Below are 25,181 nucleotides of genomic sequence, written 5' to 3'. Positions count from 1 at the left end.
CAACGATTCCTGGGGTTCATCGATCTGTCCGGCGGTGGTTAGCGTCCATGCGACAGCAGACGCTGGCTCTTTCAAAACCAAAGAAGGTGTTCGAGATGTGAGGCTGCGTAGTTTTTTCTCCAACTCTCTGGAGCAGTTCGTATGGACGTGCTGTTGTCCGCTCATTTCCTAGCTATTGAGGCGGACATCCTCGTTATCTTCGGGATACTCTTCATCGCGTTCGTGCTGTTTACACTCGAGCCGATTCCGATCGACATGGCTGCGATCGGAATCGTTGTCGTGCTAGTTGTACTCGAACCCTGGACGCAGGTCACACCTGAACTCGGAATCTCCGGATTCTCGAATCCGGCGACGCTGACGGTGTTGGCGATGTTCGTCTTGAGCGAGGGGATTCAACGGACCGGTGCGATCCGCATTCTCGGGGACCGATTACTTGCGCTAACTGGCGACGACGAACGCAAACAACAGGCCGCAACGATCGGGCTCGCTGGGGGAACTGCGGGATTTATCAATAATACGCCGGTGGTCGCGATGCTGATCCCGATGGTGTCTGATCTTGCTGATCGGACGAACACGTCGCCATCGAAACTCCTTATTCCACTCTCGTATGCCGCGATGCTTGGCGGGATGCTCACGCTCATCGGCACCTCACCGAACCTCCTCGCAAGCGATATCTCGGGCCGTCTCATCGGCCGCTCGTTTTCGATGTTCGAGTTCACGCAGCTCGGCGTTCTCGTGCTCGTAACCGGTGCCATCTACCTACTGACGATCGGCCATCGTCTCATCCCCGAACGGGTGTCGCCGGACGACGAACTCGCTGGTCAGTTTCAGCTGCGAGGCTACGTTTCCGAAGTGACGATCCCTGCAAACTCTCGGTTCGTCGGCGACACCGTCGGCGAGATCAGCATCCAACTCGGTCGAGACGTCGAGATACTTCGGGTTCTGCGTCGCGGGAAGGTCATCCACAGGGACCTCGAGAACAGAACCATTCGCCCCAACGATCGGCTCCTGTTCCGGTCGAGTGGACGGACACTGCTCGATCTGACCACTTCTCGAGACCTCGAGTTCGCAGCTGCCCCTGTCACGGAGGCGTCGGACGTGACCGACGCAGACGAGTTGGCGCTCGTCGAGGTGATCCTCGTCCCGGAGCCACCGATCGCGGGCGAATCGATGACAGCACGCGAGTTCGAACGACAGTTCGGGAGTCCAATACTTGCGATCCATCGACAGGGTGAACGCCTGAGGCAGCGACTCTCGACGGCAGTGTTGCGAGGTGGTGATACGTTGCTGGTGCAGTCGACGAAAGAGGCTCGCGAACAGTTCATGGCTGATCCGAACTTCGTTCTGGCCCAAGAGATCGAGCGGCCGGAGTATCGTCGCTCGAAAATTCCGATCGCCGTCAGTATCGTCGCGCTCGTCGTGAGCGTGGCCGCACTCGATATTCTTCCGATCGTTATCACGGCGCTTGCCGGGATGGCAGGGATGGTGATCACGGGCTGTGTCAAACCCGAGGAAGTGTATACCGCAGTCGAGTGGAACGTCATTTTCCTGCTTGCGGGCGTCATCCCGCTTGGGATCTCGATGGAAGAGACGGGTGCCGCTGAGTATCTCGCCTATCAGATCACGCTGTTGGCGGATGTCGTCCCGTTGCTCGTTTTCCTGATGGTGTTCTATCTGCTCACGACGATCATCACCGAGATCATCACCAATCTCGCCAGCGTCGCGCTAATGTTACCCATCGCAGTCGACGTCGCCACCGAGCTCGGCTCGGACCCCTTCTCGTTCGTCTTGATCGTGACGTTCGCCGCAAGCACGTCGCTAATGACGCCGATTGGCTATCAGACCAACCTTATGGTGTACGGTCGCGGCGGATACGAGTTCACGGACTTCATCCGCGTCGGCGTCCCGCTGCAACTGCTGTTGGCAGTGGTGACGTCTGTCGGCATCTACGTCTTCTGGGGCGTCTAACGCTACGTCGAGCGTGACGTCCGTCCCGACAGCTCGTCGATCGAAAACTCGAACCACTGCAACTCGATCATTTCGGGCGGTCGGTCGAACACTGCGATCTCGACATCGTCTGCGTGCTCATAGTAACGTTGCTCGAGATCTGCCTCGAGGTCACCATCCAGTTCGCGGAGTTCGCCGGTCATCACGACGCTTCGCCAGTCGGTCGGGGACCGCCACTCATAGACCGTCAGACAGCTTTGCTCGGTCGTCTCGAGAAACGTCTCTTTCTTGCTTTCCGGCGCGAACCCGAGATCAAGGATACACCGACTGCAGTCGCCGTCGTACCCATACGAGACGGGAATCCCGTACGAGTGGCCGTTCCGGGAGAGCGAGAGGACGCCGATACCGTGGTCATAGAGAAACTGTGCAATCTCGTCGTCGGTCATGCTGGTGCCGTATCCGTGTCCTGACATCGTTGCTCCGTTCGACCCCGTTTTGTGTCGACCGCCACACCGGGCTGGTCGTGGAACCAGCTGTGACAACGGGCCGGTGTCGGGATCGTCAATCGATGTCACTCTATGTGGACGATGGTATTAATCGGAGGGTGACAAGAGATGGCATGATGGCAGCTATCGGTGTGGTCCACCGAACAGTCCAGCCTCGAGGCCCCGGCTGTCACGACACCGTCACACGTGGCGGGATCTCAGACCAGGCCACAACTACTTTTGCCCGGCTGTGGAAGTGGGCGCGAAATGTACGAGACAGTCCTCGTGCCGACGGACGGAAGCCCGGTGGCGGACAGTGCAGGCGCGTACGCGATCCGACTCGCTGAACGGTTCGATGCGACGCTGCACGTCGTTCACGTCGACGAGCGCGCGCTCATCGGTAGCGATGATGACGGCGAGCGAGCAGTCGACGACCTCGCCGAGCGCGCGGCAGCGCGAACTCTCGAGGTGACGACATCGATCCGCGACCTGGAGGGTGATGTTCACCGCGAGATCCTCGAGTACGCCGAGACACAGGAGATCGATCTGATCGTGATGGGAACCCACGGCCGGGGCGGCCTCGATCGGTTCCTCCTCGGCAGCGTCGCCCAGCGAACGCTACAGGAGTCGCCCGTTCCGGTCGCGACGGTCCACGAGGAGACAAGCCTCGAGGCCGACCTCGAGCGGCTGCTGGTGCCGACCGATGGGAGCCACAGCGCGGCGACCGCCCTCGAGCACGCGATCGATCTCGCCACCGAGACCGGGGGCCGGCTTCACATCGTCCACGTAAGCGACGAGCGTCCGCTCGAGGACGGAACGGAGACGATCGACGTCTCGAACCCGGACGAGACCGACGAGATCGGCCTCGAGCCCGTCGACGACGCCATCCGGCGCATTCGGGAGTCGGAACTCGACGCCGTCGACGTCTCGATCCCCAGTGGCCGGGTCGACCAGCGAATCCTCGCGACGGCGTCTATGCACGACGCCGACTGTATCGTGATGGGAACCCACGGCGAGACCGGGCTTCGACGATATCTCCTCGGGAGCACGACCGAACGCATCGTCCGCTTCGCGGGCGTCCCAGTGATCGGGCTCAGCGCACCGCGGACCGAGCCCGTGACCGTCGAGTACCTCGCGTATGCGGCCGTCGACGACCGCGGCTGGTCGCTCGAGGACGACGAACTCTTCGAAACCGCCGACGCGGCCGATCTTGAAGCCGATATGCATGGGACGTTCGAGGTGGGGCGCGACGAGTATCTGCTGGATGCGGCCGAATCAGCGGGCCTCGAGTGGCCATACCACTGTCGGGCGGGCGGCTGTGTAAACTGCGTCGCGGTGTTGAAAACGGGCGAGGTCGAGATGGACGTCCAGCGAAGTCTTTCCGACGAGGAGGTCGACGAGAAGGGGTTCCGGCTGACCTGTGTCGGGACGCCGGCCAGCGACTCGATCAAACTGATCTACGGCGCGAAACATCTCGACGAGTTGCGAGATCGGGTCGTGTAGCGACTCGAGGGGACAAAGCGCAGCCTCGATCCGTTCGAATCGTTTCGAGTGCCACACGTTGTGAGTTTTATATTATGTTTATTCACACCCATGCTGTGATAGCACCCACCACAGATGCTCGACCACTACCAGCTGGGGCTGCTAACGCTCGTGCTCACGGTCGTCGTCGCGATAAGCGGGTTCGTTATCCTCGCGAATCGACACGGGTACGGGCCCGCGGGGAAATGGCGATCGATCAACCGGTGGCTGCATACGCTTCTCGGCATCCTGCTCGTCGTCGCCGTGTTTCTGACGTACTTCATTACGCCGCCGGACACACTGTTCTGACGGGGTGTCGATCCGGGACAGTGGACTGCTTGCGACGGCGTCCTGCCTCGAGAACGTCTCAGCCACCGTCTGCAACTGGTCGGTGATCGATCGGGTTCGTCCGACACAGGCGACGAATGCTCGAGTGTGATCGACGCCCGAACGGGCGTCGGACACTCAGTACCGATCGAAGTACCGATCCTGAACCTTCACGAAGACAGCCATCAGCAGTGCGAACACCACCGCAGCGACGCCGATCTGGGCCCAGTGGACGAGCGCGAGCGGCTCAACGTCGAACAGGAGCTGTCCGGTCGGGGTGTAGAGCACGAGCAACTGCAGCGTGATCGCGATGCCGACCGCGGCCACGAGCCAGTTGTTCGAGAAGAGCCCGAGCCCGTATCGGAACCGAACCGCCTGGATACGGACGATCTCGAAGACGACGAACCCGGTAAACACCATCGTCTGGGCGAGCTCTCGGCCGACCTCGTAGCCAGGACTCCAGCCGAACACCGCCCCCGTCACGTCGTACCCCGGGATCACCTCGCCGTAGAAGTTCAGCGTGAACAGCGGGAGCAGACAGACCGTCATGAAGATCGCAATGCCGACGATCGAGGCGACGATCCGTTCGGTGATGACGCCCTCGTCGGGCGGTCGCGGCTCCCGTTCCATCACGTCGTCAGCCGCGGGGTCGACACCCATCGTGAGCGCGGGAATCCCGTCGGTGACGACGTTGATCCAGAGCACCTGAATCGGCGTGATCACGAGTCCGAGTCCGGCGAGCGTTCCGGTAAAGATCATCGTCACCTCGCCGCCGTTGCCCGATAAGAGGTAGTTGACGAACTTGCGGACGTTGTCGAAGATCCGGCGACCGCCTTTGACGGCGTCCCGGATCGTCGCGAAGTTGTCGTCCAGCAGGACGATGTCGGAGGCCTGTTCGGTGACGTCCGTGCCGCGGATCCCCATCGCGATGCCGACGTCGGCGTTCTTGACCGCGGGCGCATCGTTGACCCCGTCGCCGGTCATGCCAACCGTGTGGCCTTTCGCCTGGAGCGTCTTGAGAATGCGTGTCTTGTGCTCCGGCGAGGTGCGGGCGAAGATGTCGACGTCGTCGACGATCTCACGCAGTTCCTCGTCGCTGATCTCCTCGAGTTCGGGCCCCGTCACGACACGCGTCGATCGCAGGCCGACCTCCTTGCCGACCGCCCGCGCCGTGACGGCGTTGTCGCCGGTGATCATCACGACGTTGATGCCAGCGTCCAGGCAGCCTTCGATCGCGCCCGGGACCTCCGGCCGGGGCGGATCGAGCATCCCTTGCAGGCCAAGGAAGACCATTTCTTGCTCGAGATCCTCATCCGGGTCCTGAACCTGAGATTCGGGCACGTCGGGCCGATAGGCAAAGCCCATCACGCGCAGGGCGTCCTCGCCGAACGACTCGTTCTGTGCCTCGAGTTCCTGGCGGCGTTCGTCGGTGAGGTCGACGAACTCGCCGTCGACGAGTTCGCGGTCACAGCGCTCGATGACTGTCTCTGGTGCGCCTTTCATGTAGGCGACGGTCCCGCCGTCGGGCGTCTCGTGGACGGTCGTCATCCGCTTTCGTGCGGAGGTGAAATCGACCTCGCCGAGCCGGGGGTAGGCCTCGTCGAGTTCGTCGTGGTCGAAGCCGGCTTTCTGTGCGGCGACGAACAGCGCGATCTCGGTGGGGTCGCCGAGATACGTTCGTTCGCCAGCGCCGGCATCGCCAGCGTCGCTGTCACCGTCGTCTGCGTCTCGCTCGCGGGTGCCGACGTCGACGTTGTTACAGAGCATCCCACAGCGCATCACCTCCGCGACGCGGTCGCTGTCGACGGGCGTATCGTCCTGTAAAAACTCGCCCTCGGTGTCGTAGCCGGTGCCGGTCACCTCGTAGGTCTCGCGGTTGGCAACGATCCGCTGGACAGTCATCTCCTCTTCGGTGAGCGTCCCGGTCTTGTCCGTACAGATAACGTCGACCGAGCCAAGCGCCTCGACGATCGGCAGCCGGCGCACGAGCGCGTTCTGGTCTGCCATCCGACGCGCACCGAGGGCAAGCGAGAGAGTGACGACTGCGGGCAGCCCTTCGGGCACCGCCGAGACGGCGATCCCGACTGCCGTCAGGAAGACCTGCAGCGGCGGCGTGTCGCCGATCACGAGTTCCGTGATCGCGATGATCGAGACGATGCCGATCACACCGAGAGCGATGAGTTTTCCCAGCCGATCCATCTCCGCCTGAAACGGCGTATCGCGCTCTTCGGCTTCCTCGAGCGCGGTCGCAATCTGGCCAATCTCGGATTCGGGGCCGGTCTCGACAACGACCGCCGTGCCGGAGCCACGCTCGACGACGGTGTCCTTGTACAGCATGTTCTCCCGCTCGGCGAGCGAGGTCTCCGTGTCGACCTCGCCGACCTCCTTCGAGACGCCGACGCTCTCGCCCGTCAGCGCCGCCTCGTCGACGCTCAGATTGGATTCTTCGATGAGCCGGGCGTCTGCTGGGACGATATCCCCCGACTCGACAAAGACGATGTCGCCGGGGACGAGCTTCGTGGCGTCGAGTTCGGTCTTCTCGCCGCCGCGTCTGACGAGTGCGTACGTCGTCGACATCTCCTTGAGCGCCTGGATGCTCTGTTCGGCGCGGTAATCTTGGAGAAAGCCAAAGATCGTGATGAAAATGACGACACCGGCGATCACTCCGGCGTCGATCGTATGCCCGACGAAGGCCATCACCGCTGCCGCAACGATGAGCACCCAGATCAACGCCGGCTTGTACTGATCGATAAAGATCTGCAGCGGCGAGATGCCTTCCTCGGCTTCGATCTCGTTCGGCCCCTCGCGCTCGAGACGCTCGCGTGCGTCGCTTGAATCCAACCCTCGCGTCGACGTTTCGAGGTCCGAATATACGTCCTCGAGCGACCGCGAGTGCCAGTCACGGTCCGACGTGGGCTCGGTTCGCTCGTATTGTTCTGTCCGTGACACGTGTATATGATTGGTGACAGGCGCAGAGTACTTAGTCGCAATCCCCAGCAGCCGGGAATTGGCTGCAAATATTGCGACAGCTCCGGAACGACGGACGAAATCGTGTCGACCGCGGGCTCGTATGGGTCGACTGCCCGTGCGTTCCGGCAGGCTCGCAGGACGGCTCGTGGTCCCGAGAGAGTCAGTCTTAGTCGGTCGGCGAGAACGTGATGAGCCACTCGTCGTCGCCGCGTTCCTCAACGTCGACCGCAACCGTCTCACCGGGCTCGATCGAGTCCGTCTCCCGGAGCTGGCCGGTGAGTTGCACACCTTCGTCGAAGGCTGCAATGACGACGGTGTACGGCGTCTCATCGGCGAATTTCGGGATCGAACTGAAGATCGTCGTCGAGGCCGTCACCGTCGCCGTCTCGGAGAGCGACCGCTCCTCGAGCGTCCGGGTTCCACACTCGGGACAGACCGTCCGCGGTGGCAACACGCTCGATCCACACTCCGCACAGGAGAGGTAGATCGGGTTGCCGTCGTCGATTCCTTCAGCGAAGTCGACGAACCATGGCTGCATGATTATGCACCCCCTGTCCGCAGGACGTTGACAACGCAACTCGCGCCGCTGCCGCCGACCGTGTGTGTGAGCCCGATGGTCGGATCATCGACCTGATTCGGATGTCGTCCCTCGAGCTGTTTCGTGATTTCGACGAGTTGGGCGACACCGGTCGCACCGACCGGGTGGCCTTTCGCGAGCAGGCCACCGGAGGTGTTGATTGGGATGCGGCCGTCGACGGCCGTCTCGCCCTCGACCGCGCCACGGGCACCCTCGCCGCGCTCGAAGAAGCCGAGCGATTCGATCGCGAGAATCTCTGCGATCGTAAAACAGTCGTGGAGTTCGACCACGTCGACGTCGCCGGGACTGATCCCAGCCCGTTCGTAGGCGTCCTCGGCAGCCCGTTCGGCGGCTCGCGTTCGCGCCAGCTCCGGCCGATCCTGGAGCGCCAGCGAGTCACTCGACTGCCCGCTCCCGGCGAACTCGACGGTCGTCTCGAGGCCGTGGTCGTCGGCGAACGACTCGCTCACGAGGACCGCTGCGCTGGCTCCGTCGGTGATCGGACAGCAGTCTTGCAGATTCAACGGAGTCGCGACGGGTGGGCTGTCGAGTACGCTCTCGACGTCGGTCTCCGTCTGTCGCTGGGCGAGAGGGTTTGATACGCCGTTTTCGTAGTTCTTGACGGCGACTGCGGCGAGTTCGTCCTCGGTAACGTCGAACTCGCTCATGTACGCTTGGGCCATCAGCGCGTAGATGCCGGGGAACGTAAGTCCGGCCTCGTTTTCGTACTCGTTGTCCGCGGCGTTGGCCAGCGCGTCGGTCACCTTCTCGAGGCTGCTTGCGGACATCATCTCGACGCCACCGACGAGTGCGACGTCGACATCGCCGGATTCGATCGCCTGCACGCCCGACCGAGCGGCCGAACTCGCCGAAGCACACGCGCTCTCCGTTCGCATGGAGGCTGCCTGCCGCGCGCCGAGATAGTCGGCGAGCATCGCCCCAACGTGGGCCTGATCGTCGGTGAGATCACCGATGAAGTTGCCGGCATACAGTTCCTCGATGTCTCCGGCCGACAGCGAGGCGTTCTCGAGCGCCTCGAGGGCGGCGTCGGTAAACAGTTCTCGGGTCGACGAATCGGTGTGTTCGCCGAACTCGGTGCTGGCCACGCCAGCGATCTGAACGGTCATGCGCCGACCGCTACCACGGTCCGATGGTTAATACCCACAGGAACCGGTTGCTTTGCCGACAGACACAAACCCATTTATTCGACTTCGGTGTAGGGAGGGGGCGATGCTCGAAGATCAGATCGCAATCGTGACTGGCGGAGCCGTCGGTATCGGGAAGGCAATCGCCGAACGCTTCGTCGACGACGGAGCGACTGTCGTCATCGCCGACGTCGACGAGGACAACGGCGAGTCAGCCGCCGAGGAGATCGGCTGCCAGTTCAGTCACTGCGACGTCACCGACTACGAGCAGGTCGAGACGTTGATCGAGGAGACCGTCGACACCCACGGCGGCCTCGACGTGATGGTAAACAACGCCGGCATCGCGAGCGTGACCTCCGTCGAAGAGATGGATCTCGAGGAGTGGCGGGCCGTCGTCGAGACCAACCTCGACGGCGTGATGCACGGCACGAAGGCCACGTTGCCCCACCTCAAGGAGTCCAACGGCTGTGTCATTAACTTGGGCTCGATCTACGGCCTGGTCGGCGGCAAAGGCGCGGCCTCTTACTCCGCGGCGAAAGGTGGTGTCGTCAACTTCACCCAGCAGGTGGCGATCGATTACGCCACCGAGGGCGTCCGCGTCAACAGCATCTGTCCGGGCTTCGTCGAAACACCGATGACCGAGGACTTACTCGAGGACGAGCGCTTCTACAACTACCTCGAGCAGAAGACGCCGATGGATCGCCACGGGCAACCGGAGGAGATTGCCCCCATGGCCGCGTTCCTGGCCTCTGATGAGGCGTCGTACATCACTGGGGCGAATATTCCGGTCGACGGCGGCTGGACGGCGTTCTGAGGTCCTCACGGGGCACGGGCAAGGCAGTCTATGCGAGGCGGACACAAGATTAACATGGTAGACGGTGTAGCGCCATCCGTATGTCTGAATCAATCCAGCGATTAGAGCCCCTCGATCGTCGGCCGCTCGCGGATAAGACCTGTCTCGTCACCGGTTCCTCGCGCGGGATTGGGCGGGATATCGCCTTCGAGTTCGCCCGCTGTGGCGCGGATGTCATCGTGAACTATCGCAGTTCCGACGAGAAGGCCCAGGAGGTGGCGGACCGAATCGAAGCGAACGACGAGACGGCGATCGCCGTCGGTGCCGACGTCTCCGATCCGAACGACGTCGCCCGGATGGCAGAGGAGGTCCACGACGAACTCGGCTCGGTCGACGTCCTCGTCAACAACGCCGGCATCACGATCGACCGGAAGTTCGAGGAGATGACCTACGAGGACTGGAGCCGAGTGATCGAGGTCAACCTGAACGGGACGTTCAACTGCACCAAGGCGTTCTACGACGACATCAAAACGGCCGACCAGGGACGGCTGATCAACATCTCGAGCGTCGTCGGCCAGCAGGGCAACTACGGGCAGGCCAACTACGCCACGTCGAAAGGCGGCCTCATCGCCTTCACCCGGACGATCGCTCTCGAACTCGCCAGACACGACTCGACGGCAAACTGTGTCGCCCCCGGCTTCACCGAGACCGACATGCTCGAGAAGGTCCCTGATCGCGTGCGTGATCAGATCCGAGAGGATATTCCACTGAATCGGTTCGCCGAGACAGAAGACATCGTCGGCATGGTGCGATTCCTCGCCGGCGACTACGCGGATTACATGACCGGGCAGGTCATGGGAATCAACGGCGGCATGGAGTGGTAGGGGCATCTCTCGGCAGCTATCCCAACAACTGAACCGATGTGCGCACGCATCGCACGACTACTGTGCGATGCGTGTGCAGTGACGTTCAGTGGCTGCGATGGTGTCACCAGAGACGTGCCATTCCCGTTTTCAGTGTGAGCCACCGCGCGGGTGGTATTATGTCGGCTGCTGGTGTACTGGGCTCTATGAGCGACAGCATCCTCGTCCCCTACGACGGCTCGGCGCCCGCAGCGGATGCCCTCGAGTACGCCTTCGAGACGTTTCCCGACGCCTCGGTCACCGCGCTTCACGTCGTCCCGCTGCCCGAAGGCTACTGGGCTGCGTTCGAGGACGACGAACACAGAACTGCCGACATCGAACGGGCCCGTGAACGCGGCCAGGACGTGCTCGAGGAAGCGGTCGACGACACGGCAGAGTACGACCGGACACTCGACACCGAGGTCGCGACGGGGAAACCGGAACGGGAAATCGTCGATCACGCGGAGACGGAGGCGTATGACATGATCGTCATCGGGAGCCACGGCCGAGAAGGCGTTTCACGGGTGCTCCTCGGCAGCGTCGCGGAGTCTGTCGTTCGCCGCTCACCGATTCCCGTCGTCATCGTCCGGTAGCACTTGATGTGGCAATCGCAGGCGGAATATCGACACGAGCCACGACGCCGGTTACACGCTGAGTACGGCCGACAGTGTCTTATGAAGGTAGACGCTACCGCTAGCACGAATTACCATGGCGCAGACAGATCCCACTGACGATTCCATCCGTTCGATTTTGGTCCCGACCGACGGGAGCGACGCCGCCGAGGCAGCTCTCAAGCGCGCGCTTGCGATCGCCGAGCGAGAAACTGCAGTCGTTCACGTGCTGACGGTTATGGACACCACCACCAGCCCGCTGGCGTTTGGCATCGATGACGTCCACGAACTCGAGGATATAAAACAGCGACTCGTTGCAGACCTCGCTGCGAGTGCCGACGACCACGACATCGACGTTACCGGGGCTGTTCGACGTGGCCGGCCTGCCGAGGAAATCATCACGTACGCTGCCGAACACGACATCGATCAGATCGTCCTTGGCCGAACCGGTCGTGGTGCAGTTACGGAAGCGCTACTCGGCAGTACGGCCGATCAGGTCGTCCGCACAGCGACGGTGCCTGTCCTCGTCGTTCCGGACGCCACCGTCAGCGACGACGAGTGACGGCGTTCAACTGCCTCCTCCCGTTGACTGTCGACTAGGTTTACTATAGCCTCTCTCGAACAGTGGGATACGACCATGTCGCGATCAATTCTCGTCGCACACGACGGCTCGCCACACGCACAGGATGCATTACAGTACGCTCTCGAGACGTTTCCGAACGCGCGGCTCGTGCTCTTTCATGCGATCGATCCGTTCGAACTGACGCCCGAGGAAGACCGACTGCCACCGCTGACCGAAGAGTGGTTCGAGGAACAACACGCTGGGGCAACCGATCTCTTTGAAGACGCACTCGAGGAGATCGATACGGAGAGTTTAACGATCGAGACCGAGACTGCAGTCGGCTCGCCGGCACAGACGATCGTTGCCGCCGTCGAGGAGACGGACGTCGATGGGATCGTCATCGGGAGTCGTGGCCGGGGGAACGTCGCGGAAGCGCGGATGGGCAGTACGGCCGAACTCGTCGTCAAGCGCGCGAACGTTCCGGTGACGGTCGTGCGATAACGACGCTAGCCACTCACTGCTCGGCCGCGTTGCGAACGACGGTCACGGTCACTGGTGAGCGGGCGACGACCAGCTCCGTGACGCTGCCAAGCAGTAGCCGGGACGGTCCCGTGCGTCCGTGCCCACCCATGACGATTCCGTCGATGTCGTGCTCTTCGGCGTAGTCGATGATCTCACGGGCGGGATCACCGGTCTTGCTTTCGGTCGTGAGATCGGCGTCGTGTTCGGCTGCCAGTTCACGAATTTCATCGAAGACCTGTTCTTCTTCCTCGGCAGCTCGTTCGTACCACTCTTCTGAACCGTGGGGTGGCTCGTTTCTGACGTCGACAGGGGTTGCAGAGCTGTAGCCCGGCTCCGACGGATCGACGATGTGGAGTGCAACGATAGCCGCGTCAGAATGGTGTTCGAACGCGTACTCGAGTGCCTGCTTCGACAGCGGCGAACCGTCGACTGGAACGAGTAGTTGGCGGGACATCACCTTCTTGTACTTCACGTAGTCTCAAAAGACTATGCAACAGATCCCAGAGTGCGCCTCGCATCCGTCGACCGATCTCGAAACGGGGATTGTTGATCTCCCAACATGAGGCTTTTATCTGGACCGTTGGTGTACACCCGGTGTCCCGAGATGAACTACAAGGAATTCATCGGCCAGGTGCAGCACAGACTCGAGTACGGACAGTTCGGACAGGCCGTACGGGCGACCAGAGCCGTCCTGACCACGCTCGGTGAGCGCCTGCAGGAAGGGGAAGCGACCGACCTCGCCAGCCCGCTCCCGATGGAGATCGATCGCTATCTGACGGAAGCTGAACACGGACAGCGATTCGACTACCAGGAGTTTCTCGATCGGGTCGCCGAACGCGAGAACATCGACCGGGCCGACGCCAACTACCACGCCCAGCAGCTCATGGTCGTCATCAGCGAGGTCGTTCCGGCAGGGAATCTCGAGAAAATCGATGATCAGCTGCCCGAAGACTTCGACCCGCTCTTCGAGCTGCTCGAGGCAGCTGGGGAGTGACCACCGACGAGCAGCCACCAGCGACCGGCAGCGAGTCGCCCTCGAGTACCAGTGTCGACGGAACCACAGGTGAGACACCACCGGGGCCGATCAGCCGCGTCTCTCGGCCAAAAGAAGCTGCCAGAGACTGGTACGACGCGATCAGCCGCTGGTACGAGACGTTCGCCGACCCGTTCGAAGAACCAGCGCGAGCAGCAGGTGTCGACCTCCTCGATGCCAGGCCGGGCGAACGCGTCCTCGATGTCGGCTGTGGAACCGGCACTGCGCTCGTTGCGCTTTCAGACGCCGTCGGTCCCGGCGGGACTGCTGTCGGGATCGATCTCGCGGCGGGTATGTGTCGTGTCTCGAGGACCACACTTGCCGACGCTGGACTCGACCACGGCGTCGTGGTACGAGGCGACGCCGCGACGCTGCCGTTCGAAGACGACGCCTTCGACGCGCTGTTCGTGAGCTTCGTCCTCGAACTGTTCGACACACCCGAGATGCTGGCCGTGCTCAGAGAGTGGCAGCGCGTGCTCGCGCCCGGCGGCCGACTCTGTGTCGTCTCGCTGTCCCGCCGTGGCGATGGGCCGGCGACGTGGCTGTACGAGTCAGTTCGCACGCTGGCCCCAACGTACGCCGACTGTCGCCCGATCTACGTTCGTGACACGCTTCGTGAGGCCGGGTTTCGGATCGACGACACACGCGAGGAGACGGTCTGGGTGTTCCCGGTCGAAATCGTTCGCTGTCGACTCGAGCCGTAATCACTGCCACGGGGTGGCTGAATCAGTCCTCCACCGGCGCCCCTCGAACGAGCGTGACCGTCCGTGGTGACCGTCGAGCAACTCGCTCTGCAACGGTCCCTGTGAGAAGTCGATCCGCAAGCGATCGTCCATGACTGCCCATGACGATCTGGTCGTAGTCGTTTGTGTCAGCGTCGTCGACGATCGCCTGTGCCGGCTTCCCAGCCGCAGTCTCGGTTTCGAGTGTCATCCCGCGGTCGTCAGCGAGCGCCGTCGCTGCCTCGAGGATCTCCGCGCTGCGTTCTTCGTAACTGCGCAGCGTCTCCTCGAGATACGTTCCCTGGATCTCCGATCGCGGACGGTCGAATGGGAGCTCCTGGACGTGGAGAGCCGTGTGTGTGGCGTCGGGAAACGTCTCGAGGGCGTAGGCGAGTGCGGCTTCGGCCTGCTCCGAGCCATCGACTGGGACCCGAATCGAGCCGGGTAGTTCGCGGTCGCGAACGGCAGCCGCCGTCTCGGGGACGACGGTCGTCGAGACTGGTGCGCGCCGGACGACGGCCTCGCTGACGTGGCCAAGGAACGGCCGTTTGATCGGCGACTCGCCGTGGCTCCCCAGCACGACGTGATCGACGTCGGTTTCGCTTGCGACCGCGAGGATCTCTGTGTGCGGCGTGCCGGTTCGAAGCTGTGTCCGAAGCTCACGCCCGTCCGCCTCAGCGCGGTCGACTGCGCGGTCGAGCACTCGCTCGCCGTCGTCTTCAGCGCGGTCACGTGTCGACTCGGAAGTACCGACAGTCGCGTCGTGTGTGGGATCGACGACGAAAACGGCGGTGAGTGTGGCGTCCGGAAATGACGCCAGACTGTACTCCAGGCCGGCGAAGCTGTGGTCTGAGCCGTCGAGTGGAACGAGAACGTGCTGTGGCATGGGGGATACGGTGGCGAATAGCGACCCACCGATCCACCGTTCCACGGCGTCGGCTATAAATCCGAAGCCACAGACTCACCATTCGATGTCGAGGGGGGTACAGGAGCCATCGATTTGCTGCACACTGCATCCCACGACGGCTCTGTGTCGGTGTCTATCGGTTCAGTTGTTATAGACGAAGACGCGAGCTGTCGAGACGCAAAACGCGCTGCTCTCCCGACCTATAAACAACTGCAACGAGTTACACACTGATCGCACAGCTCACGGGTCACGTCGTTCCCCGCTCGCCAGAGTGCGGTTCTCGCTCCAGTGATCGCTCACGGGTCGTTCCTCCCCGTTCACTTTCCGCGGTTCTCACTCACGTCGTTCGTTCACGGGTCGTTCCTCCCCGTTCACTTTCCGCGGTTCTCACTCACGTCGTTCGTTCCGAACCGCGTACGCTCCGAACCGCGTACGCTCCGAACCGCGCTCCCGTCGTGCGATCAGGTGTGCAGTGACGTGCAGTGGCTACTATAGAGACCGCGCCGATCAGGCGTCATCTTCGGATCGGTCGCCGCCGTAGGTATCTCTTCCCAGCACATAATTTGCCGGACACGTTTGTGCACCTGCAGACGCCAATAGCACCGCTGCGACCAGTAACGTCGCTGCGGCGACGAGGCCCTGTATGTCGGTTCCAAGCGACTCGCCGAAAGCAACGGTCGCCATCGATACGCCGACGAACACGAGTCCACCGAGAAGTCGGACCGTCTTCTCCGTCTCGCCAACGTTTCTCTTCACGACGACCACATCGTCCAGCTACCGTCTCGATACGGCGCCACCCGAAGCGTTCGAACGGAACACATTCCGAATTTCATGACCGATTTTCGTGCCCTCGTCCGAAATACGTGTCGCAATTGGGTCTCAGACCGTCCCCATTCACGCGTGTTCGCTTGGTGGGTGGCGTGAGTGACCGAGTCGGCCTGTCGAGACGCTGCTATCGAACGATCGTCACTGGCACCGCTGCTCGGCGGGTGACCGTTTCGGCGACGCTACCGAGCAGTATTCGAGAGAGACCAGACCGACCGTGGCTGCCCATGATGATGTGATCGACATCTCGGTCATCGGCCACCTCAAGAATCGTCTGGGACGGGCGGCCAGGTTCGACGGTCGTCTCGAGCACCGTCGAGTCGGCGTACTCACCGTCCTCGAGTCGGGCTTTGGCCTGCTCACAGAGCTCTTCGCCGCGCTCGAGCGTGTGATCGAACGCGGTGCTGTCGTAGGCGCCACCCTCAGAACCCGCGTAAACGCTCTCGGCTGGATCAACGACGTGCAAGGCGGTGATTTGCTCGCCGTCGTACTGTTCGAACGCATAGTCTAACGCATCCCAGGACGATTCGGAGCCATCGATCGGCACCAGAACGTGTTTCGTCATACTGGAACGATACGGTGTGATACCAAAATAGTGTTTATTGATTCGAGATGGACACGCGAAACGAGACGGCGATCAGATAACGTTCTGAAGGATGCCGCCGTCGACGGTGATCGCCTGACCGGTGATGTTTCGGTTCTCCGCCAGGAAGACCACCGTTCGACCCATATCCTCCGGCGTCTGGTCGCGCTCCATGGGGATGACTCGCTCGATCGTTTCTTCATAAGGCTCATCGAGTTCAGGTGTCAACACGTCTTCCCACATCGGCGTCTGGACGATGCCCGGACAGATTGCGTTGACCGTCACGTCCGGTGCGAGCTCGAGCGAGAGCGACTTCGTCAGGCCGAGCACGGCGTGTTTCGATGCGCAGTAGTGTCCAAGCCCGGCAGCGCCGATGGAGCCGGCGATTGAGGCCGTGTTGAGGATACTTCCCTCCGACTCTCGAAGGTGGGGAATGGCGGCTCTGGAGGCGAGAAAGACCCCTTTGACGTTCACATCCATGATCGAATCCCACTCGGCGTCCGCCATCTCCTCGATGGGCGTGACGGTGATGACGCCCGCGTTGTTCACGAGCAGATCGAGTTTCCCGAACTCCGAAACGGTCTCCTCGATCATCGCATCGACCTGCTCCGGTTTAGTCACGTCGCACTCGATAACGTGGGCTCGCTGTCCCTGGTCTTCGATCAGTTCGACGACCTCCTGTGCGTGCGTCGCACCGCCGACCTCCTCCGAGGACTGCTGATTGTACTCCGTCTCGAGGACGTCCACATCGGCGATGACGATGTCGCTGCCGGCGGACGCCAGTTCCATTGCGATCCCAGTGCCAATATCGCCACCTGCGCCAGTAACGATCGAGACTGCTCCATCGAGTGAGGTTCGTTCTACCATGATCTATGGTAGTTCGTCACACAATAGCATAAAGATACGCAGCGTTCGCACGTGCTCAAGCGGACCACTAACTCAGTCCGAACGAACATGGTTTGGACGCCGTTTGCCAGCTTTCGAAGACACTCCGGATCGCTGTAACTGAACCTTTTCTCACTCCGACCTGTACGCATAATGTATGACAGGTCTTCGCTGGGTGCAGCTGTCAGCACAGGAGCGAGACGAGTTCCTGGGAACCGGCGGTATCGGCGTGCTCTCGTTTACGCGGGATGGGGACGAGCCGCCAGCGTCGCTCCCGGTTTCGTACGGCTACTACGACGACGCCGAAACGTTCTACTTTCGGCTCTCGTTCCCACCGAGCAGTTCGAAAGAGTCGTTTATCGATAACCCGGTATCGTTCGTCACCTACGACGAAACGGACGAGGGCTGGCGCAGCGTCGTCGCCACCGGCACGCTCGAGGAACTCACCGAACTCCCACACGAGTCGGCTGCCGTCCAGGGCATGTGGGCGGTCGATATCCCAGCCGTCGAGGTGTTCGACCGGCCGCGATCGGAGATCACGTTCCACGACTTCCAGCTCGAACCGGACGAGATCAGCGGTCGAAAGGAAACCACGTGAACACACATCATGGTTTCTAGTGTGGTTTTTGACATATCACACAATAGTATCGGTGGTTATCAGGAAACAGTTCTCGAGAAGACACACTTCGAGACGTGGAGGATCACTCGAGTAGAGTCCAGAAACGGTCGATTTCGGGACGTTTTGAAACGAAAGCCGTTCACAAAAATGGACGGCGCCGGTAGACAGGTACCCAGAACCCATCAGAATATCGTATATAGAGAACTAGTGAAACGTAGCAAGCGACTCGAGCGGGTTAGTCGTCCGCCTCGACGGCGACAGCGGCCTCGGACTCGACTGCCTGTTCCTCGAGCCAGCTTTCCGCATCGAGTGCGGCCATGCTTCCCGTTCCGGCAGCCGTAACTGCCTGTCGATAGTCGGGATCCATCACGTCACCCGCACCGAAGACGCCATCGACTGCGGTCTCGGTCGTCATTCCCTCGAGGGTCTGTAGATAGCCCTCGTCGTCGAGGTCGACGGCGGTGTCCTCGAGGAACGTCGTGTTCGGGACGTGGCCGACGCCGTAGAAGATCCCGCCGACGTCGACGTCCTCGTGCTCGACGTCTTCGCCCGAATCCAGCTTCTCTTTTGGGCGACCGTCGGGGTGGCTCACCAGCGTCGCACCGGTGACACCGTCGTCTCGGGAGCCGTGGATCTCGAGCAGTTCCGTGTTCCAGCGGAACTCGATCTGGTCGTGGTCGCGGGCGCGACGCGCCATGATATCGGAGGCACGCAGCTCGTCACGACGGTGGACAACGGTGACGCTATCGGCGAACTTCGCGAGGAAGAGTGATTCCTCCATCGCGCTGTCGCCACCACCGATCACGAGGACGTCGTCGCCGCGGTGGAACGCGCCGTCACAGGTTGCACATGTCGAGAGGCCATAGCCCATGAGCTCGTCTTCGTTCTCGGCGCCAACCCAGCGAGCGCTCGCGCCGGTTGCAACGATCAGCGCCTGCGTTTCCAGCGTGTCGCCGTTCGAAAGCTCGAGAGCGAACGGCCGCTCCTCGAGGGCCGCACGCTCGACAGCGCCGTGGACGAACTCGGCACCGAACCGCTGGGCCTGTTCTTTCCCGCGCTGGATCAGCTCCATCCCGCCGACCCCCTCGGGGAAGCCGAGGTAGTTTTCGACTTCGGTCGTCAGCGTGAGCTGGCCGCCTGGCTCTGGCCCCTCGAGCACGATCGGCTCGAGATCGGCTCGTGCGGCATAGACCGCGGCCGAGAGGCCAGCGACGCCGGAGCCGACGATCACGACGTCGTGAACGGTCTCGGAGAGTGCTGTGTCGTTCATTCGCTGGTGTATCCCTCAATCATGTCACGCAATCGGTCTGCCGGCAGCGCACCGGTGTGCTGTTCGGCCTGCTCACCGTTGGCGAAGAGGACGAGCGTCGGCACGCCGCGGACGCCGTAGGTGCCAGCGAGCTGCTGGAGTTCGTCGACGTCGACTTTCGCGATTGCGGCGTCAGTCTCGTCTGCCAGCCCTTCAAGGACGGGCTCGAGCATCTGGCACGGGCCACACCACGTCGCAAAGAAGTCTACAAGAACGACGTCGTAGTCGTTGACAACGTCCTCGAGGTGGCTTTCGCTCTCGATATGGACGGGTTCGTCAGGGGACTGTCCGGGTGAGCCGCTGTGTGCATCAGTTGCCATCATCAGTTGCTACGAGCCCGAGCTGTTTAAAGGTTTTGTGTATATTGTACAATACGGTAATCGAGAAGGGGAGACCGACATTTCAGTAGGTGTGATCTATACTGTCACACAACGCCTAAATATGGCGATCTTAGCGATCAGCGAGCGGAGTGAGCTACTGCATCGCCCGCAGAAACACCCAATTATTTCCGGGAGTCTTTCACAGCCATTGCAAACCCGGCTGTCGGACGGCCGAACTGGTGAGGAGCCATCGGCCGAAAAATACGGTCTGTGTGTCCATCGTTTCAGTTGTTACTATAGCTTTCGACCGTAGTTGCACCGTCGTCGGTCGCGCTGTCGTCGACATCCTCGTATTTGTCTTCGAACTCCTGAATGAGCTGTCCCATCTTCGCATACCAGTCGTTCAACATCCGCTGCATGTCGTTTGCGATCTGGGACGGGTCAGTCGAAGCGTAGACGTGGTAGTAGCCACCCTGTTCGTAGTTGACCTGTTCTTTCTGAATGAAGCCACTCTGGAGCAGTCGCTGAATCGATCGGTACGCGGTCGACCGTTCGCGATCGACTCGCTCTGCCACATCGTCGATCGTCAGCGGCTCATCGCTCTCGACCAACACCCGGTAACACTCCTTATCAAGCTGTTTGAGGCCGTGGATACACTCCAACAATCCTTCACACACCATCTCCTGCTGGAGTTGCTCGGCCATTGAGTCCGCCATTGTTCTACAAGAGAGGATGCCCCGCATGGGCATAAGGATTTTGTAGAGAATCCACAATACCGCCCACACAGTAGTAACCGTCGCGTTCACCAATGGGAACCGACAAACTCGGACTCGAGAGGCCAGAACAGACGGTGTCGCCGTGCGTTCTTGCTCTAACTCGTTCAGCGCGAGTATGGCGTCTCACGCCAAGCAAGCAGCCTCCAGACAGTTGAGCCCGCCTCAAACGACTGCTGTGTGCTGAGTCGCCGTGGCCGTTCGTGGCTTCGCAAACAGAGAATTACTGACCGAACAACGGGATGGCGCTGTCACAGACGGACGGTCCCAGATGTGTGACGATTAGCTCTCGGCGGGAACTTGTCCGTCATCGACCTGTTCGTACTTGTCTTCGAACTCCTGGATGAGCTGTCCCATTTTCGCATACCAGTCGTTCAACATCCGCTGCATGTCGTTTGCGATCTGGGACGGATCGGTTGGAGAGTAGACGTGGTAGTAGCCGCCCTGTTCGTAGTTGATCTGTTCTTTCTGGATGAAGCCGCTCTGGAGCAGTCGCTGGATCGACCGGTACGCGGTGGATCGCTCGCGGTCGACCTGTTCGGCGACCTCGTCGATCGTCAGGGGCTCATCGTTTTCGACCATCACCTGAAAGCACTCCTTGTCCAGCTGTTTGAGACCGTGGATACACTCCAACAACCCCTCGCAAGCCATGTCTTGTTGAAGTTGCTCCGTCATCGAATTTGCCATGTTACTGTGTCTAGCTACGGATCCCGGTGATATAAGGGTTGTGTGAATATTGTGCAATGACGATCTGCCGTCGTCGGTACTCGAGCAACGTCTCTCTCTGCCATCGCTGCCGCCGTTTTTGACGCCACTCGCATCGCTTTGGCCGCACTGTAGATCACGGCCCCACGAACAGCAGCGCCGAGAGCAGAATCAGTGCAAAGCCGACTGTGCTCAGCACTCCCATCCCGAAGAAGCCGAACAACACGCCGATTATACAGCCGAACCCGATGAACAACACGATCAGCGTGAGTCCGATGCCAAAGAGTTCGATTTACGTGTTCTTGATCGTCTCGATGACCGGTGGTGCTGCGACCCGCTCGAGTGCGCCGTAGCCGACGTAGAGGACGACTGCCTCGACGAGGACGGCACCGACGAGCACGCCTGCTTGGGCTGCTGGGGAGAGGGCTGCGAAGTCGATCATGCGTGTCGACCTCTGTTCCGTTTCGGTTGTGTGAGGGTCATGGGAAACTACTCAGTAGCGTCTACCAGCAGTGTGTGCATAACATTTTTGGGAATATTGCACAATATTATTGTGTCCTATCCTACCGCTAACCCACGCATGTATTTGTGTACGTTATACAGATACAGTAGGGATTGAGCAGCGTCCCAAGCGCGTCGCGCGCGCGTCTTGAGTGCTGAAACGTCCCGTCTGCCGAGATAGTCGACTCGGGAGAATGAGTGACGAGCCCGACCTCGATGGCGACAGCGGCGACGGAACGGACGATAGACGAGAGCAGAAAGAGTGAGCGATGAGTATGACAGCACTCGAGCACCGTATCCCAACCCTTGTTTTGCATTTTGGCCGCAATACTGGCACTCGGGAAGGCAGACCAGAGGCAAAGTGTGACAGCCGACAGACGGTCGACAGTCGTCAGTGGGGACTCGCCTGTCAGACAGAACGCGGGATACAGACGAGGCGGGACCACGACCGCATCATGCAGATGTTATGAAAAACTGAGACGTCCGAACGGCTAGTCGTGTGGGTGGAATCGCTTGACAGCACGGTCGACGGCATCCGTCTGGCCGAGGAACGTGACCCGGTCGCCATCCTGTAGTTCGTGGTCTCCGGTTGGAACCTCTGTCGTCCCGTCATCGTGGGTGAGCAAGCCGACGATACAGCCGTCCGGAATCTCGGCGTTGAGCTCGGCGATCGTCTTTCCGACGAGATCCGTCGCCGTGACCTCGATCTCCTGGACGTCGCCGGTTCGACCGAGTTCGTTCATCCACGCCGACAGCGACGGCCGTTCGAGGACGTTCTCGAGTGACCACGCCGTCGCCATCGAGAGATCGATCGCCCGGACACCGAGCGACTCGAAGGCGTCGACGTTGTCCGGTTGATTGACCCGAGAGGCGATCTTGTCGACGCCGAAGGTCGTCTTCGAGAGCTGACAGACCAGTAGGTTGACGTCGTCGTCCGGCGAGGTCGCGATAACCGTTTTCGCGTCCGATGCGCCGGCACGCTCGAGGACGTCGGCGTCAGTGCCGTCGCCTTCGATTGCTCGCAGCCCGCGCTTGCGGGCCTTTTCGACCGCGTCGGGGTCGGTGTCGATGAGGAGTACGTTTTCGCCGTCCTGTTCGAGCCGTTCTGCGAGGGAGAGACCGACCCGTCCCCCGCCGATGATGAGTGTGCGCATTGGTGAAACCTCGAGGTAGTTCGCGATCTGTCGTGCGAGGCCGGCCTGGAGGACGACCGTCGCGAAGATGATCAGGAAGACGGTCCCAGCAAGCAGCTGGGCTTCCTGTGGCTGACCGAGTGCCTGCAACTCGACGGCAAACAGCGTCGCGACGCTGGCGGGGATGATCCCGCGCGGGCCGACGGCGCTGAGAAAAAGCCGTTCGTTGTGCGTAAAGCGCTCGTTTGTCGTCGAGAGATAGATGACTGCCGGCCGGAGCACCACCGTGATCGCGGCGACGATTGCGAGACCGGCCAGTCCGAGTGCGAGAATATCTGCGAAGTCGATCAGCGCCGCCAACGCGACGAAGATAAACGAGAGCACGACGACCGAGAGGTCATCGAGAAAGTCGATCACCTCTTCGTGGTGGGGGAGGTCGACGTTGCCGAGGACGAAGCCGGCCATCGCAGCGGCGGCGATCCCCGTCTCGCTGGCGATCAGTTCGGCTCCGGCGTACGCGACGATGATTCCAGCGAGAACGATCAACCGCGCGTGCAGCGGCGCTGCACGGGGTCTGGACTGCACGTGGCTGATCACCAGCCACACGGCGCCGGCGATGAGCGCGCCAACTGCCAGCCCGATGAACAGCCGTATCGCGAACGAACTGACGAGCGCAGCCGGTGTGCCGTTTCCAGCGACGAGAACCTCGAAGACGACGACAACCAGGATCGCCGCCGTGACGTCGTTGATGATCCCTTCTCCCTCGAGGACAGCAGCGACGTGGTCACGAACGGTGACGACCTGCAAGATCGGGCCAACCACTGTCGGCCCGGTCGCGATCAGCAACGCGCCGACCAGCAGACCGACCTCGATACCGGTGTCGAGGAAGACGACGACGGCGGCAGCCGTCCCGAGCCAGGTGATCGCTGCGCCGACGGTGGTGAGCCGGAACAGCGCCGTCGGGCTCTCCCGCAGTTTCTCGAGGCGGAGGTGGTAGCCGCCCTCGAAGAGAATAATCGCGACGCTGACGCCGACCATTGCCGGGAGTCCATCACCGAACGTCTCCCGGGAGACGAGGCCGAGCAGTTCGGGGCCGATCGCGATCCCGGCGAAGATCAGAAAGAGGACACTCGGGATCCGCAGTCGGTCGGCGAGAACGCGGGAGGCAACACCGAGTGCCAGAACGAGTGCGACGATCGCAATGAGACTCACGGACAACTACGTATATGCGAGCCAAGCAGGTAAACCCCCGTTCTGGCTCTGTACGGGTCGTTCGCCGACGTCATCAGTCATCACCGTCTGGGGTGACGTGTGCGTTCGATTCGCGCGTGTTGACCGACTGAACGACCTGATAGAGAATCATCAGTGCGACGAAAAACGACGAACCGACGAGCAGGAGGACGCTCACGATATCGAGCGCGTCCGTTCCGAGCCAGTTGGCGAGTTCGCTGAGCGCGATGCCGGCGCTGGCGAACAGCATCATGAGCCCGAAGTAGATGATCACGTCGTCCTCTTCGACCATTGTCGTCGCCGCTGAACCGATTCTGGCTCCGAGCGCACTCCCGACTAACAGCAGTGAGACCACCGTCAGGTCGACGCTGCCGGACATCCCGTAGGTGAACGTCCCGAACGCACCCGAGAACAGCCCGGCGAACAGGCTCGTCCCGACAGCGGCCGTCAACGGCGTCCCGATCAGATAGTAGATTGCGGGCATACGGATGAAACCGCCGCCGACGCCGATTAGCCCCGAGATGAGGCCGACACCGCCGCCCGCTCCGGAGATCGTCCACACCGAGGCCCGTCCGCCAGAGGTCAACGAGATCATCGGCGGCACGTTGTACGACTGAATCTTCTGTGCGACTGGTGGAATCTCGTCATCGTCGACATCGTCCGCCTCGTCGTCATCGGCATCGAGGTTGGAAGCTCGGCGCAGGAACAGCGCACCGATCCCGGCCAGCAAAACCACGTACGCGACACCCGTGACGAGGTTGGCGATCCCCAACGCCTCGAGGCCAAACACGAGCCGACTGCCGAGTTCGATCCCGACCGAGAGAACGACAAACAGGATCGCGCCGAGCCTGTAGTCGACCTGGCCGACATCGTAGTGTTTCAACACGGCGATCACGGAGGTCCCGAAGTAAAACGCCAGTCCGCTCCCGATCGCAACCGACGCAGGGTAGTCGAGGATCAGTAGCGTCGGGGTGATCAGGAAGGACCCCCCCATTCCGAAGAAGCCGAACAGTACCCCGACCATGAAGCCGAAGCTCACGAACAACAGCAACAGCGGCAAGCTGAGTCCTAGTAGCTCCATCGGTTATGCGTCCGTGATCGTTTCGATCAGTGGCGTTGCGACTCGCTCTACGGCACCGTAGCCCACGTAGAGGACAACTGCCTGAAGGAAGACGACACCGACGAGGAGTGTTGCCTGTACGAGTGGGGAGTACGCGCTAAATTCGATCACGCGTATCGCCCCCCGTTTGAACCCAGTTGTGTACGGATCATGG

Annotated in this window: 28 protein-coding genes; 11 read left to right on the top strand and 17 right to left on the bottom strand. The window is 61.4% G+C overall.

Annotation, left to right across the window (positions count from 1 at the left end; genetic code table 11):
- Positions 1-141: 141 nt before the first annotated feature.
- Positions 142-1,968 (top strand): SLC13 family permease, encoded by a 1,827-nt coding sequence (locus ACERJA_RS02415; RefSeq protein WP_373606709.1) that lies wholly within the window; start codon positions 142-144, stop codon positions 1,966-1,968.
- A 2-nt stretch (positions 1,969-1,970) separates the two neighbouring features.
- On the opposite strand, the gene ACERJA_RS02410 is transcribed toward ACERJA_RS02415, so the two are convergent.
- Entirely contained in the window at positions 1,971-2,420 is a 450-nt protein-coding gene (locus ACERJA_RS02410) for a pyridoxamine 5'-phosphate oxidase family protein (RefSeq protein WP_373606708.1), read from the bottom strand.
- A 279-nt stretch (positions 2,421-2,699) separates the two neighbouring features.
- Here ACERJA_RS02410 and fer point away from each other — a divergent pair, with 279 nt between their 5' ends.
- Entirely contained in the window at positions 2,700-3,935 is a 1,236-nt protein-coding gene (fer, locus tag ACERJA_RS02405) for a ferredoxin Fer (RefSeq protein ID WP_373606707.1), read from the top strand.
- Positions 3,936-4,049: 114 nt separating this feature from the next.
- Entirely contained in the window at positions 4,050-4,262 is a 213-nt protein-coding gene (locus ACERJA_RS02400; protein ID WP_373606706.1) for a hypothetical protein, read from the top strand.
- A 156-nt stretch (positions 4,263-4,418) separates the two neighbouring features.
- Here the strand turns inward: ACERJA_RS02400 and ACERJA_RS02395 are convergent, their stop codons facing one another.
- From ACERJA_RS02395 to ACERJA_RS02385, 3 genes are all read right to left on the bottom strand, one after another.
- A complete protein-coding gene (locus ACERJA_RS02395) occupies positions 4,419-7,229 on the bottom strand; it encodes a cation-translocating P-type ATPase (RefSeq protein WP_373606705.1) in 2,811 nt (936 codons plus the stop codon).
- Between the two features lie 187 nt (positions 7,230-7,416).
- Positions 7,417-7,788: a Zn-ribbon domain-containing OB-fold protein gene (locus tag ACERJA_RS02390; protein WP_373606704.1), complete on the bottom strand. Its 372-nt coding sequence runs from the start codon at positions 7,786-7,788 to the stop codon at positions 7,417-7,419.
- Positions 7,789-7,790: 2 nt separating this feature from the next.
- Positions 7,791-8,954 carry a thiolase domain-containing protein gene (locus ACERJA_RS02385; protein ID WP_373606703.1) on the bottom strand — a complete coding sequence of 388 codons (1,164 nt, stop codon included), beginning with the start codon at positions 8,952-8,954 and terminating at the stop codon, positions 7,791-7,793.
- 103 nt (positions 8,955-9,057) lie between these two features.
- Between ACERJA_RS02385 and ACERJA_RS02380 the strand changes: the two genes are divergently transcribed.
- The 5 genes from ACERJA_RS02380 (at position 9,058) to ACERJA_RS02360 (ending at position 12,341) form a co-directional block, all read left to right on the top strand.
- The gene (locus tag ACERJA_RS02380; RefSeq protein ID WP_373606702.1) at positions 9,058-9,786 is read left to right on the top strand and encodes an SDR family NAD(P)-dependent oxidoreductase; all 729 of its coding nucleotides are present in this window, start codon (positions 9,058-9,060) and stop codon (positions 9,784-9,786) included.
- An 80-nt stretch (positions 9,787-9,866) separates the two neighbouring features.
- Positions 9,867-10,649 carry a 3-oxoacyl-ACP reductase family protein gene (locus ACERJA_RS02375; RefSeq protein WP_373606701.1) on the top strand — a complete coding sequence of 261 codons (783 nt, stop codon included), beginning with the start codon at positions 9,867-9,869 and terminating at the stop codon, positions 10,647-10,649.
- 185 nt (positions 10,650-10,834) lie between these two features.
- Entirely contained in the window at positions 10,835-11,260 is a 426-nt protein-coding gene (locus ACERJA_RS02370; RefSeq protein WP_373606700.1) for a universal stress protein, read from the top strand.
- 115 nt (positions 11,261-11,375) lie between these two features.
- On the top strand, positions 11,376-11,840 hold the full coding sequence (locus ACERJA_RS02365; protein WP_373606699.1) for a universal stress protein: 465 nt from the start codon (positions 11,376-11,378) through the stop codon (positions 11,838-11,840).
- A 75-nt stretch (positions 11,841-11,915) separates the two neighbouring features.
- Positions 11,916-12,341, top strand: a complete 426-nt coding sequence (locus ACERJA_RS02360) for a universal stress protein (protein ID WP_373606698.1) — start codon at positions 11,916-11,918, stop codon at positions 12,339-12,341.
- Between the two features lie 13 nt (positions 12,342-12,354).
- On the opposite strand, the gene ACERJA_RS02355 is transcribed toward ACERJA_RS02360, so the two are convergent.
- The gene (locus ACERJA_RS02355) at positions 12,355-12,816 is read right to left on the bottom strand and encodes a universal stress protein (RefSeq protein ID WP_373606697.1); all 462 of its coding nucleotides are present in this window, start codon (positions 12,814-12,816) and stop codon (positions 12,355-12,357) included.
- Positions 12,817-12,966: 150 nt separating this feature from the next.
- On the opposite strand from ACERJA_RS02355, the gene ACERJA_RS02350 reads away from it, so the two are divergent.
- Both ACERJA_RS02350 and ACERJA_RS02345 read left to right on the top strand, forming a co-directional pair.
- On the top strand, positions 12,967-13,356 hold the full coding sequence (locus ACERJA_RS02350) for a DUF2267 domain-containing protein (protein WP_373606696.1): 390 nt from the start codon (positions 12,967-12,969) through the stop codon (positions 13,354-13,356).
- On the top strand, positions 13,353-14,099 hold the full coding sequence (locus tag ACERJA_RS02345; RefSeq protein ID WP_373606695.1) for a class I SAM-dependent methyltransferase: 747 nt from the start codon (positions 13,353-13,355) through the stop codon (positions 14,097-14,099). Before ACERJA_RS02350 ends, ACERJA_RS02345 begins: the two co-directional genes overlap by 4 nt.
- 22 nt (positions 14,100-14,121) lie before the next feature.
- On the opposite strand, the gene ACERJA_RS02340 is transcribed toward ACERJA_RS02345, so the two are convergent.
- The 4 genes from ACERJA_RS02340 to ACERJA_RS02325 form a co-directional block, all read right to left on the bottom strand.
- Positions 14,122-15,003 carry a universal stress protein gene (locus ACERJA_RS02340; RefSeq protein ID WP_373606694.1) on the bottom strand — a complete coding sequence of 294 codons (882 nt, stop codon included), beginning with the start codon at positions 15,001-15,003 and terminating at the stop codon, positions 14,122-14,124.
- A 528-nt stretch (positions 15,004-15,531) separates the two neighbouring features.
- Positions 15,532-15,780, bottom strand: coding sequence for a YgaP-like transmembrane domain (locus tag ACERJA_RS02335; RefSeq protein ID WP_373606693.1), 249 nt, complete (start codon positions 15,778-15,780; stop codon positions 15,532-15,534).
- A 196-nt stretch (positions 15,781-15,976) separates the two neighbouring features.
- Positions 15,977-16,414 carry a universal stress protein gene (locus ACERJA_RS02330; RefSeq protein ID WP_373606692.1) on the bottom strand — a complete coding sequence of 146 codons (438 nt, stop codon included), beginning with the start codon at positions 16,412-16,414 and terminating at the stop codon, positions 15,977-15,979.
- Positions 16,415-16,486: 72 nt separating this feature from the next.
- On the bottom strand, positions 16,487-17,299 hold the full coding sequence (locus ACERJA_RS02325; protein WP_006066835.1) for an SDR family NAD(P)-dependent oxidoreductase: 813 nt from the start codon (positions 17,297-17,299) through the stop codon (positions 16,487-16,489).
- Positions 17,300-17,474: 175 nt separating this feature from the next.
- Between ACERJA_RS02325 and ACERJA_RS02320 the strand changes: the two genes are divergently transcribed.
- The gene (locus ACERJA_RS02320) at positions 17,475-17,915 is read left to right on the top strand and encodes a pyridoxamine 5'-phosphate oxidase family protein (protein ID WP_006066836.1); all 441 of its coding nucleotides are present in this window, start codon (positions 17,475-17,477) and stop codon (positions 17,913-17,915) included.
- A 256-nt stretch (positions 17,916-18,171) separates the two neighbouring features.
- On the opposite strand, the gene ACERJA_RS02315 is transcribed toward ACERJA_RS02320, so the two are convergent.
- The 8 genes from ACERJA_RS02315 to ACERJA_RS02280 form a co-directional block, all read right to left on the bottom strand.
- Complete coding sequence (locus ACERJA_RS02315; protein ID WP_373606691.1) at positions 18,172-19,206, bottom strand: NAD(P)/FAD-dependent oxidoreductase; 1,035 nt, start codon at positions 19,204-19,206, stop codon at positions 18,172-18,174.
- Positions 19,203-19,565: a thioredoxin gene (trxA, locus tag ACERJA_RS02310; RefSeq protein ID WP_373606690.1), complete on the bottom strand. Its 363-nt coding sequence runs from the start codon at positions 19,563-19,565 to the stop codon at positions 19,203-19,205. Before trxA ends, ACERJA_RS02315 begins: the two co-directional genes overlap by 4 nt.
- A gap of 284 nt (positions 19,566-19,849) precedes the next feature.
- The gene (locus ACERJA_RS02305) at positions 19,850-20,281 is read right to left on the bottom strand and encodes a helix-turn-helix domain-containing protein (protein WP_373606689.1); all 432 of its coding nucleotides are present in this window, start codon (positions 20,279-20,281) and stop codon (positions 19,850-19,852) included.
- A gap of 339 nt (positions 20,282-20,620) precedes the next feature.
- A complete protein-coding gene (locus ACERJA_RS02300; protein ID WP_373606688.1) occupies positions 20,621-21,025 on the bottom strand; it encodes a helix-turn-helix domain-containing protein in 405 nt (134 codons plus the stop codon).
- Between the two features lie 310 nt (positions 21,026-21,335).
- Positions 21,336-21,485 (bottom strand): hypothetical protein, encoded by a 150-nt coding sequence (locus ACERJA_RS02295; RefSeq protein WP_006066843.1) that lies wholly within the window; start codon positions 21,483-21,485, stop codon positions 21,336-21,338.
- 550 nt (positions 21,486-22,035) lie between these two features.
- The gene (locus ACERJA_RS02290) at positions 22,036-23,889 is read right to left on the bottom strand and encodes a cation:proton antiporter (RefSeq protein ID WP_373606687.1); all 1,854 of its coding nucleotides are present in this window, start codon (positions 23,887-23,889) and stop codon (positions 22,036-22,038) included.
- A 73-nt stretch (positions 23,890-23,962) separates the two neighbouring features.
- Positions 23,963-24,988 (bottom strand): sulfite exporter TauE/SafE family protein, encoded by a 1,026-nt coding sequence (locus tag ACERJA_RS02285; RefSeq protein WP_373606686.1) that lies wholly within the window; start codon positions 24,986-24,988, stop codon positions 23,963-23,965.
- Between the two features lie 3 nt (positions 24,989-24,991).
- Positions 24,992-25,138, bottom strand: coding sequence for a hypothetical protein (locus ACERJA_RS02280; protein WP_006068055.1), 147 nt, complete (start codon positions 25,136-25,138; stop codon positions 24,992-24,994).
- Between the last annotated feature and the right edge of the window lie 43 nt (positions 25,139-25,181).

The sequence above is a fragment of the Natronorubrum sp. A-ect3 genome, assembly GCF_041821125.1.
GTDB lineage: Archaea > Halobacteriota > Halobacteria > Halobacteriales > Natrialbaceae > Natronorubrum > Natronorubrum bangense.
This window is presented reverse-complemented; position numbering and strand designations above follow the sequence as displayed.

Bases quoted from the DNA above. Each gene is read 5' to 3' on its own strand.
- ACERJA_RS02400 (WP_373606706.1), top strand. From the start codon at position 4,050: ATGCTCGACCACTACCAGCTGGGGCTGCTAACGCTCGTGCTCACGGTC.
- ACERJA_RS02350 (WP_373606696.1), top strand. From the start codon at position 12,967: ATGAACTACAAGGAATTCATCGGCCAGGTGCAGCACAGACTCGAGTAC.
- ACERJA_RS02390 (WP_373606704.1), bottom strand. From the start codon at position 7,788: ATGCAGCCATGGTTCGTCGACTTCGCTGAAGGAATCGACGACGGCAAC.
- ACERJA_RS02355 (WP_373606697.1), bottom strand. From the start codon at position 12,816: ATGTCCCGCCAACTACTCGTTCCAGTCGACGGTTCGCCGCTGTCGAAG.
- ACERJA_RS02360 (WP_373606698.1), top strand. From the start codon at position 11,916: ATGTCGCGATCAATTCTCGTCGCACACGACGGCTCGCCACACGCACAG.
- ACERJA_RS02285 (WP_373606686.1), bottom strand. From the start codon at position 24,988: ATGGAGCTACTAGGACTCAGCTTGCCGCTGTTGCTGTTGTTCGTGAGC.
- trxA (WP_373606690.1), bottom strand. From the start codon at position 19,565: ATGGCAACTGATGCACACAGCGGCTCACCCGGACAGTCCCCTGACGAA.
- ACERJA_RS02315 (WP_373606691.1), bottom strand. From the start codon at position 19,206: ATGAACGACACAGCACTCTCCGAGACCGTTCACGACGTCGTGATCGTC.
- ACERJA_RS02415 (WP_373606709.1), top strand. From the start codon at position 142: ATGGACGTGCTGTTGTCCGCTCATTTCCTAGCTATTGAGGCGGACATC.
- ACERJA_RS02300 (WP_373606688.1), bottom strand. From the start codon at position 21,025: ATGGCAAATTCGATGACGGAGCAACTTCAACAAGACATGGCTTGCGAG.
- ACERJA_RS02330 (WP_373606692.1), bottom strand. From the start codon at position 16,414: ATGACGAAACACGTTCTGGTGCCGATCGATGGCTCCGAATCGTCCTGG.
- ACERJA_RS02410 (WP_373606708.1), bottom strand. From the start codon at position 2,420: ATGTCAGGACACGGATACGGCACCAGCATGACCGACGACGAGATTGCA.
- ACERJA_RS02380 (WP_373606702.1), top strand. From the start codon at position 9,058: ATGCTCGAAGATCAGATCGCAATCGTGACTGGCGGAGCCGTCGGTATC.
- ACERJA_RS02305 (WP_373606689.1), bottom strand. From the start codon at position 20,281: ATGGCGGACTCAATGGCCGAGCAACTCCAGCAGGAGATGGTGTGTGAA.
- ACERJA_RS02365 (WP_373606699.1), top strand. From the start codon at position 11,376: ATGGCGCAGACAGATCCCACTGACGATTCCATCCGTTCGATTTTGGTC.
- ACERJA_RS02325 (WP_006066835.1), bottom strand. From the start codon at position 17,299: ATGGTAGAACGAACCTCACTCGATGGAGCAGTCTCGATCGTTACTGGC.
- ACERJA_RS02375 (WP_373606701.1), top strand. From the start codon at position 9,867: ATGTCTGAATCAATCCAGCGATTAGAGCCCCTCGATCGTCGGCCGCTC.
- ACERJA_RS02320 (WP_006066836.1), top strand. From the start codon at position 17,475: ATGACAGGTCTTCGCTGGGTGCAGCTGTCAGCACAGGAGCGAGACGAG.
- fer (WP_373606707.1), top strand. From the start codon at position 2,700: ATGTACGAGACAGTCCTCGTGCCGACGGACGGAAGCCCGGTGGCGGAC.
- ACERJA_RS02340 (WP_373606694.1), bottom strand. From the start codon at position 15,003: ATGCCACAGCACGTTCTCGTTCCACTCGACGGCTCAGACCACAGCTTC.
- ACERJA_RS02385 (WP_373606703.1), bottom strand. From the start codon at position 8,954: ATGACCGTTCAGATCGCTGGCGTGGCCAGCACCGAGTTCGGCGAACAC.
- ACERJA_RS02370 (WP_373606700.1), top strand. From the start codon at position 10,835: ATGAGCGACAGCATCCTCGTCCCCTACGACGGCTCGGCGCCCGCAGCG.
- ACERJA_RS02295 (WP_006066843.1), bottom strand. From the start codon at position 21,485: ATGATCGACTTCGCAGCCCTCTCCCCAGCAGCCCAAGCAGGCGTGCTC.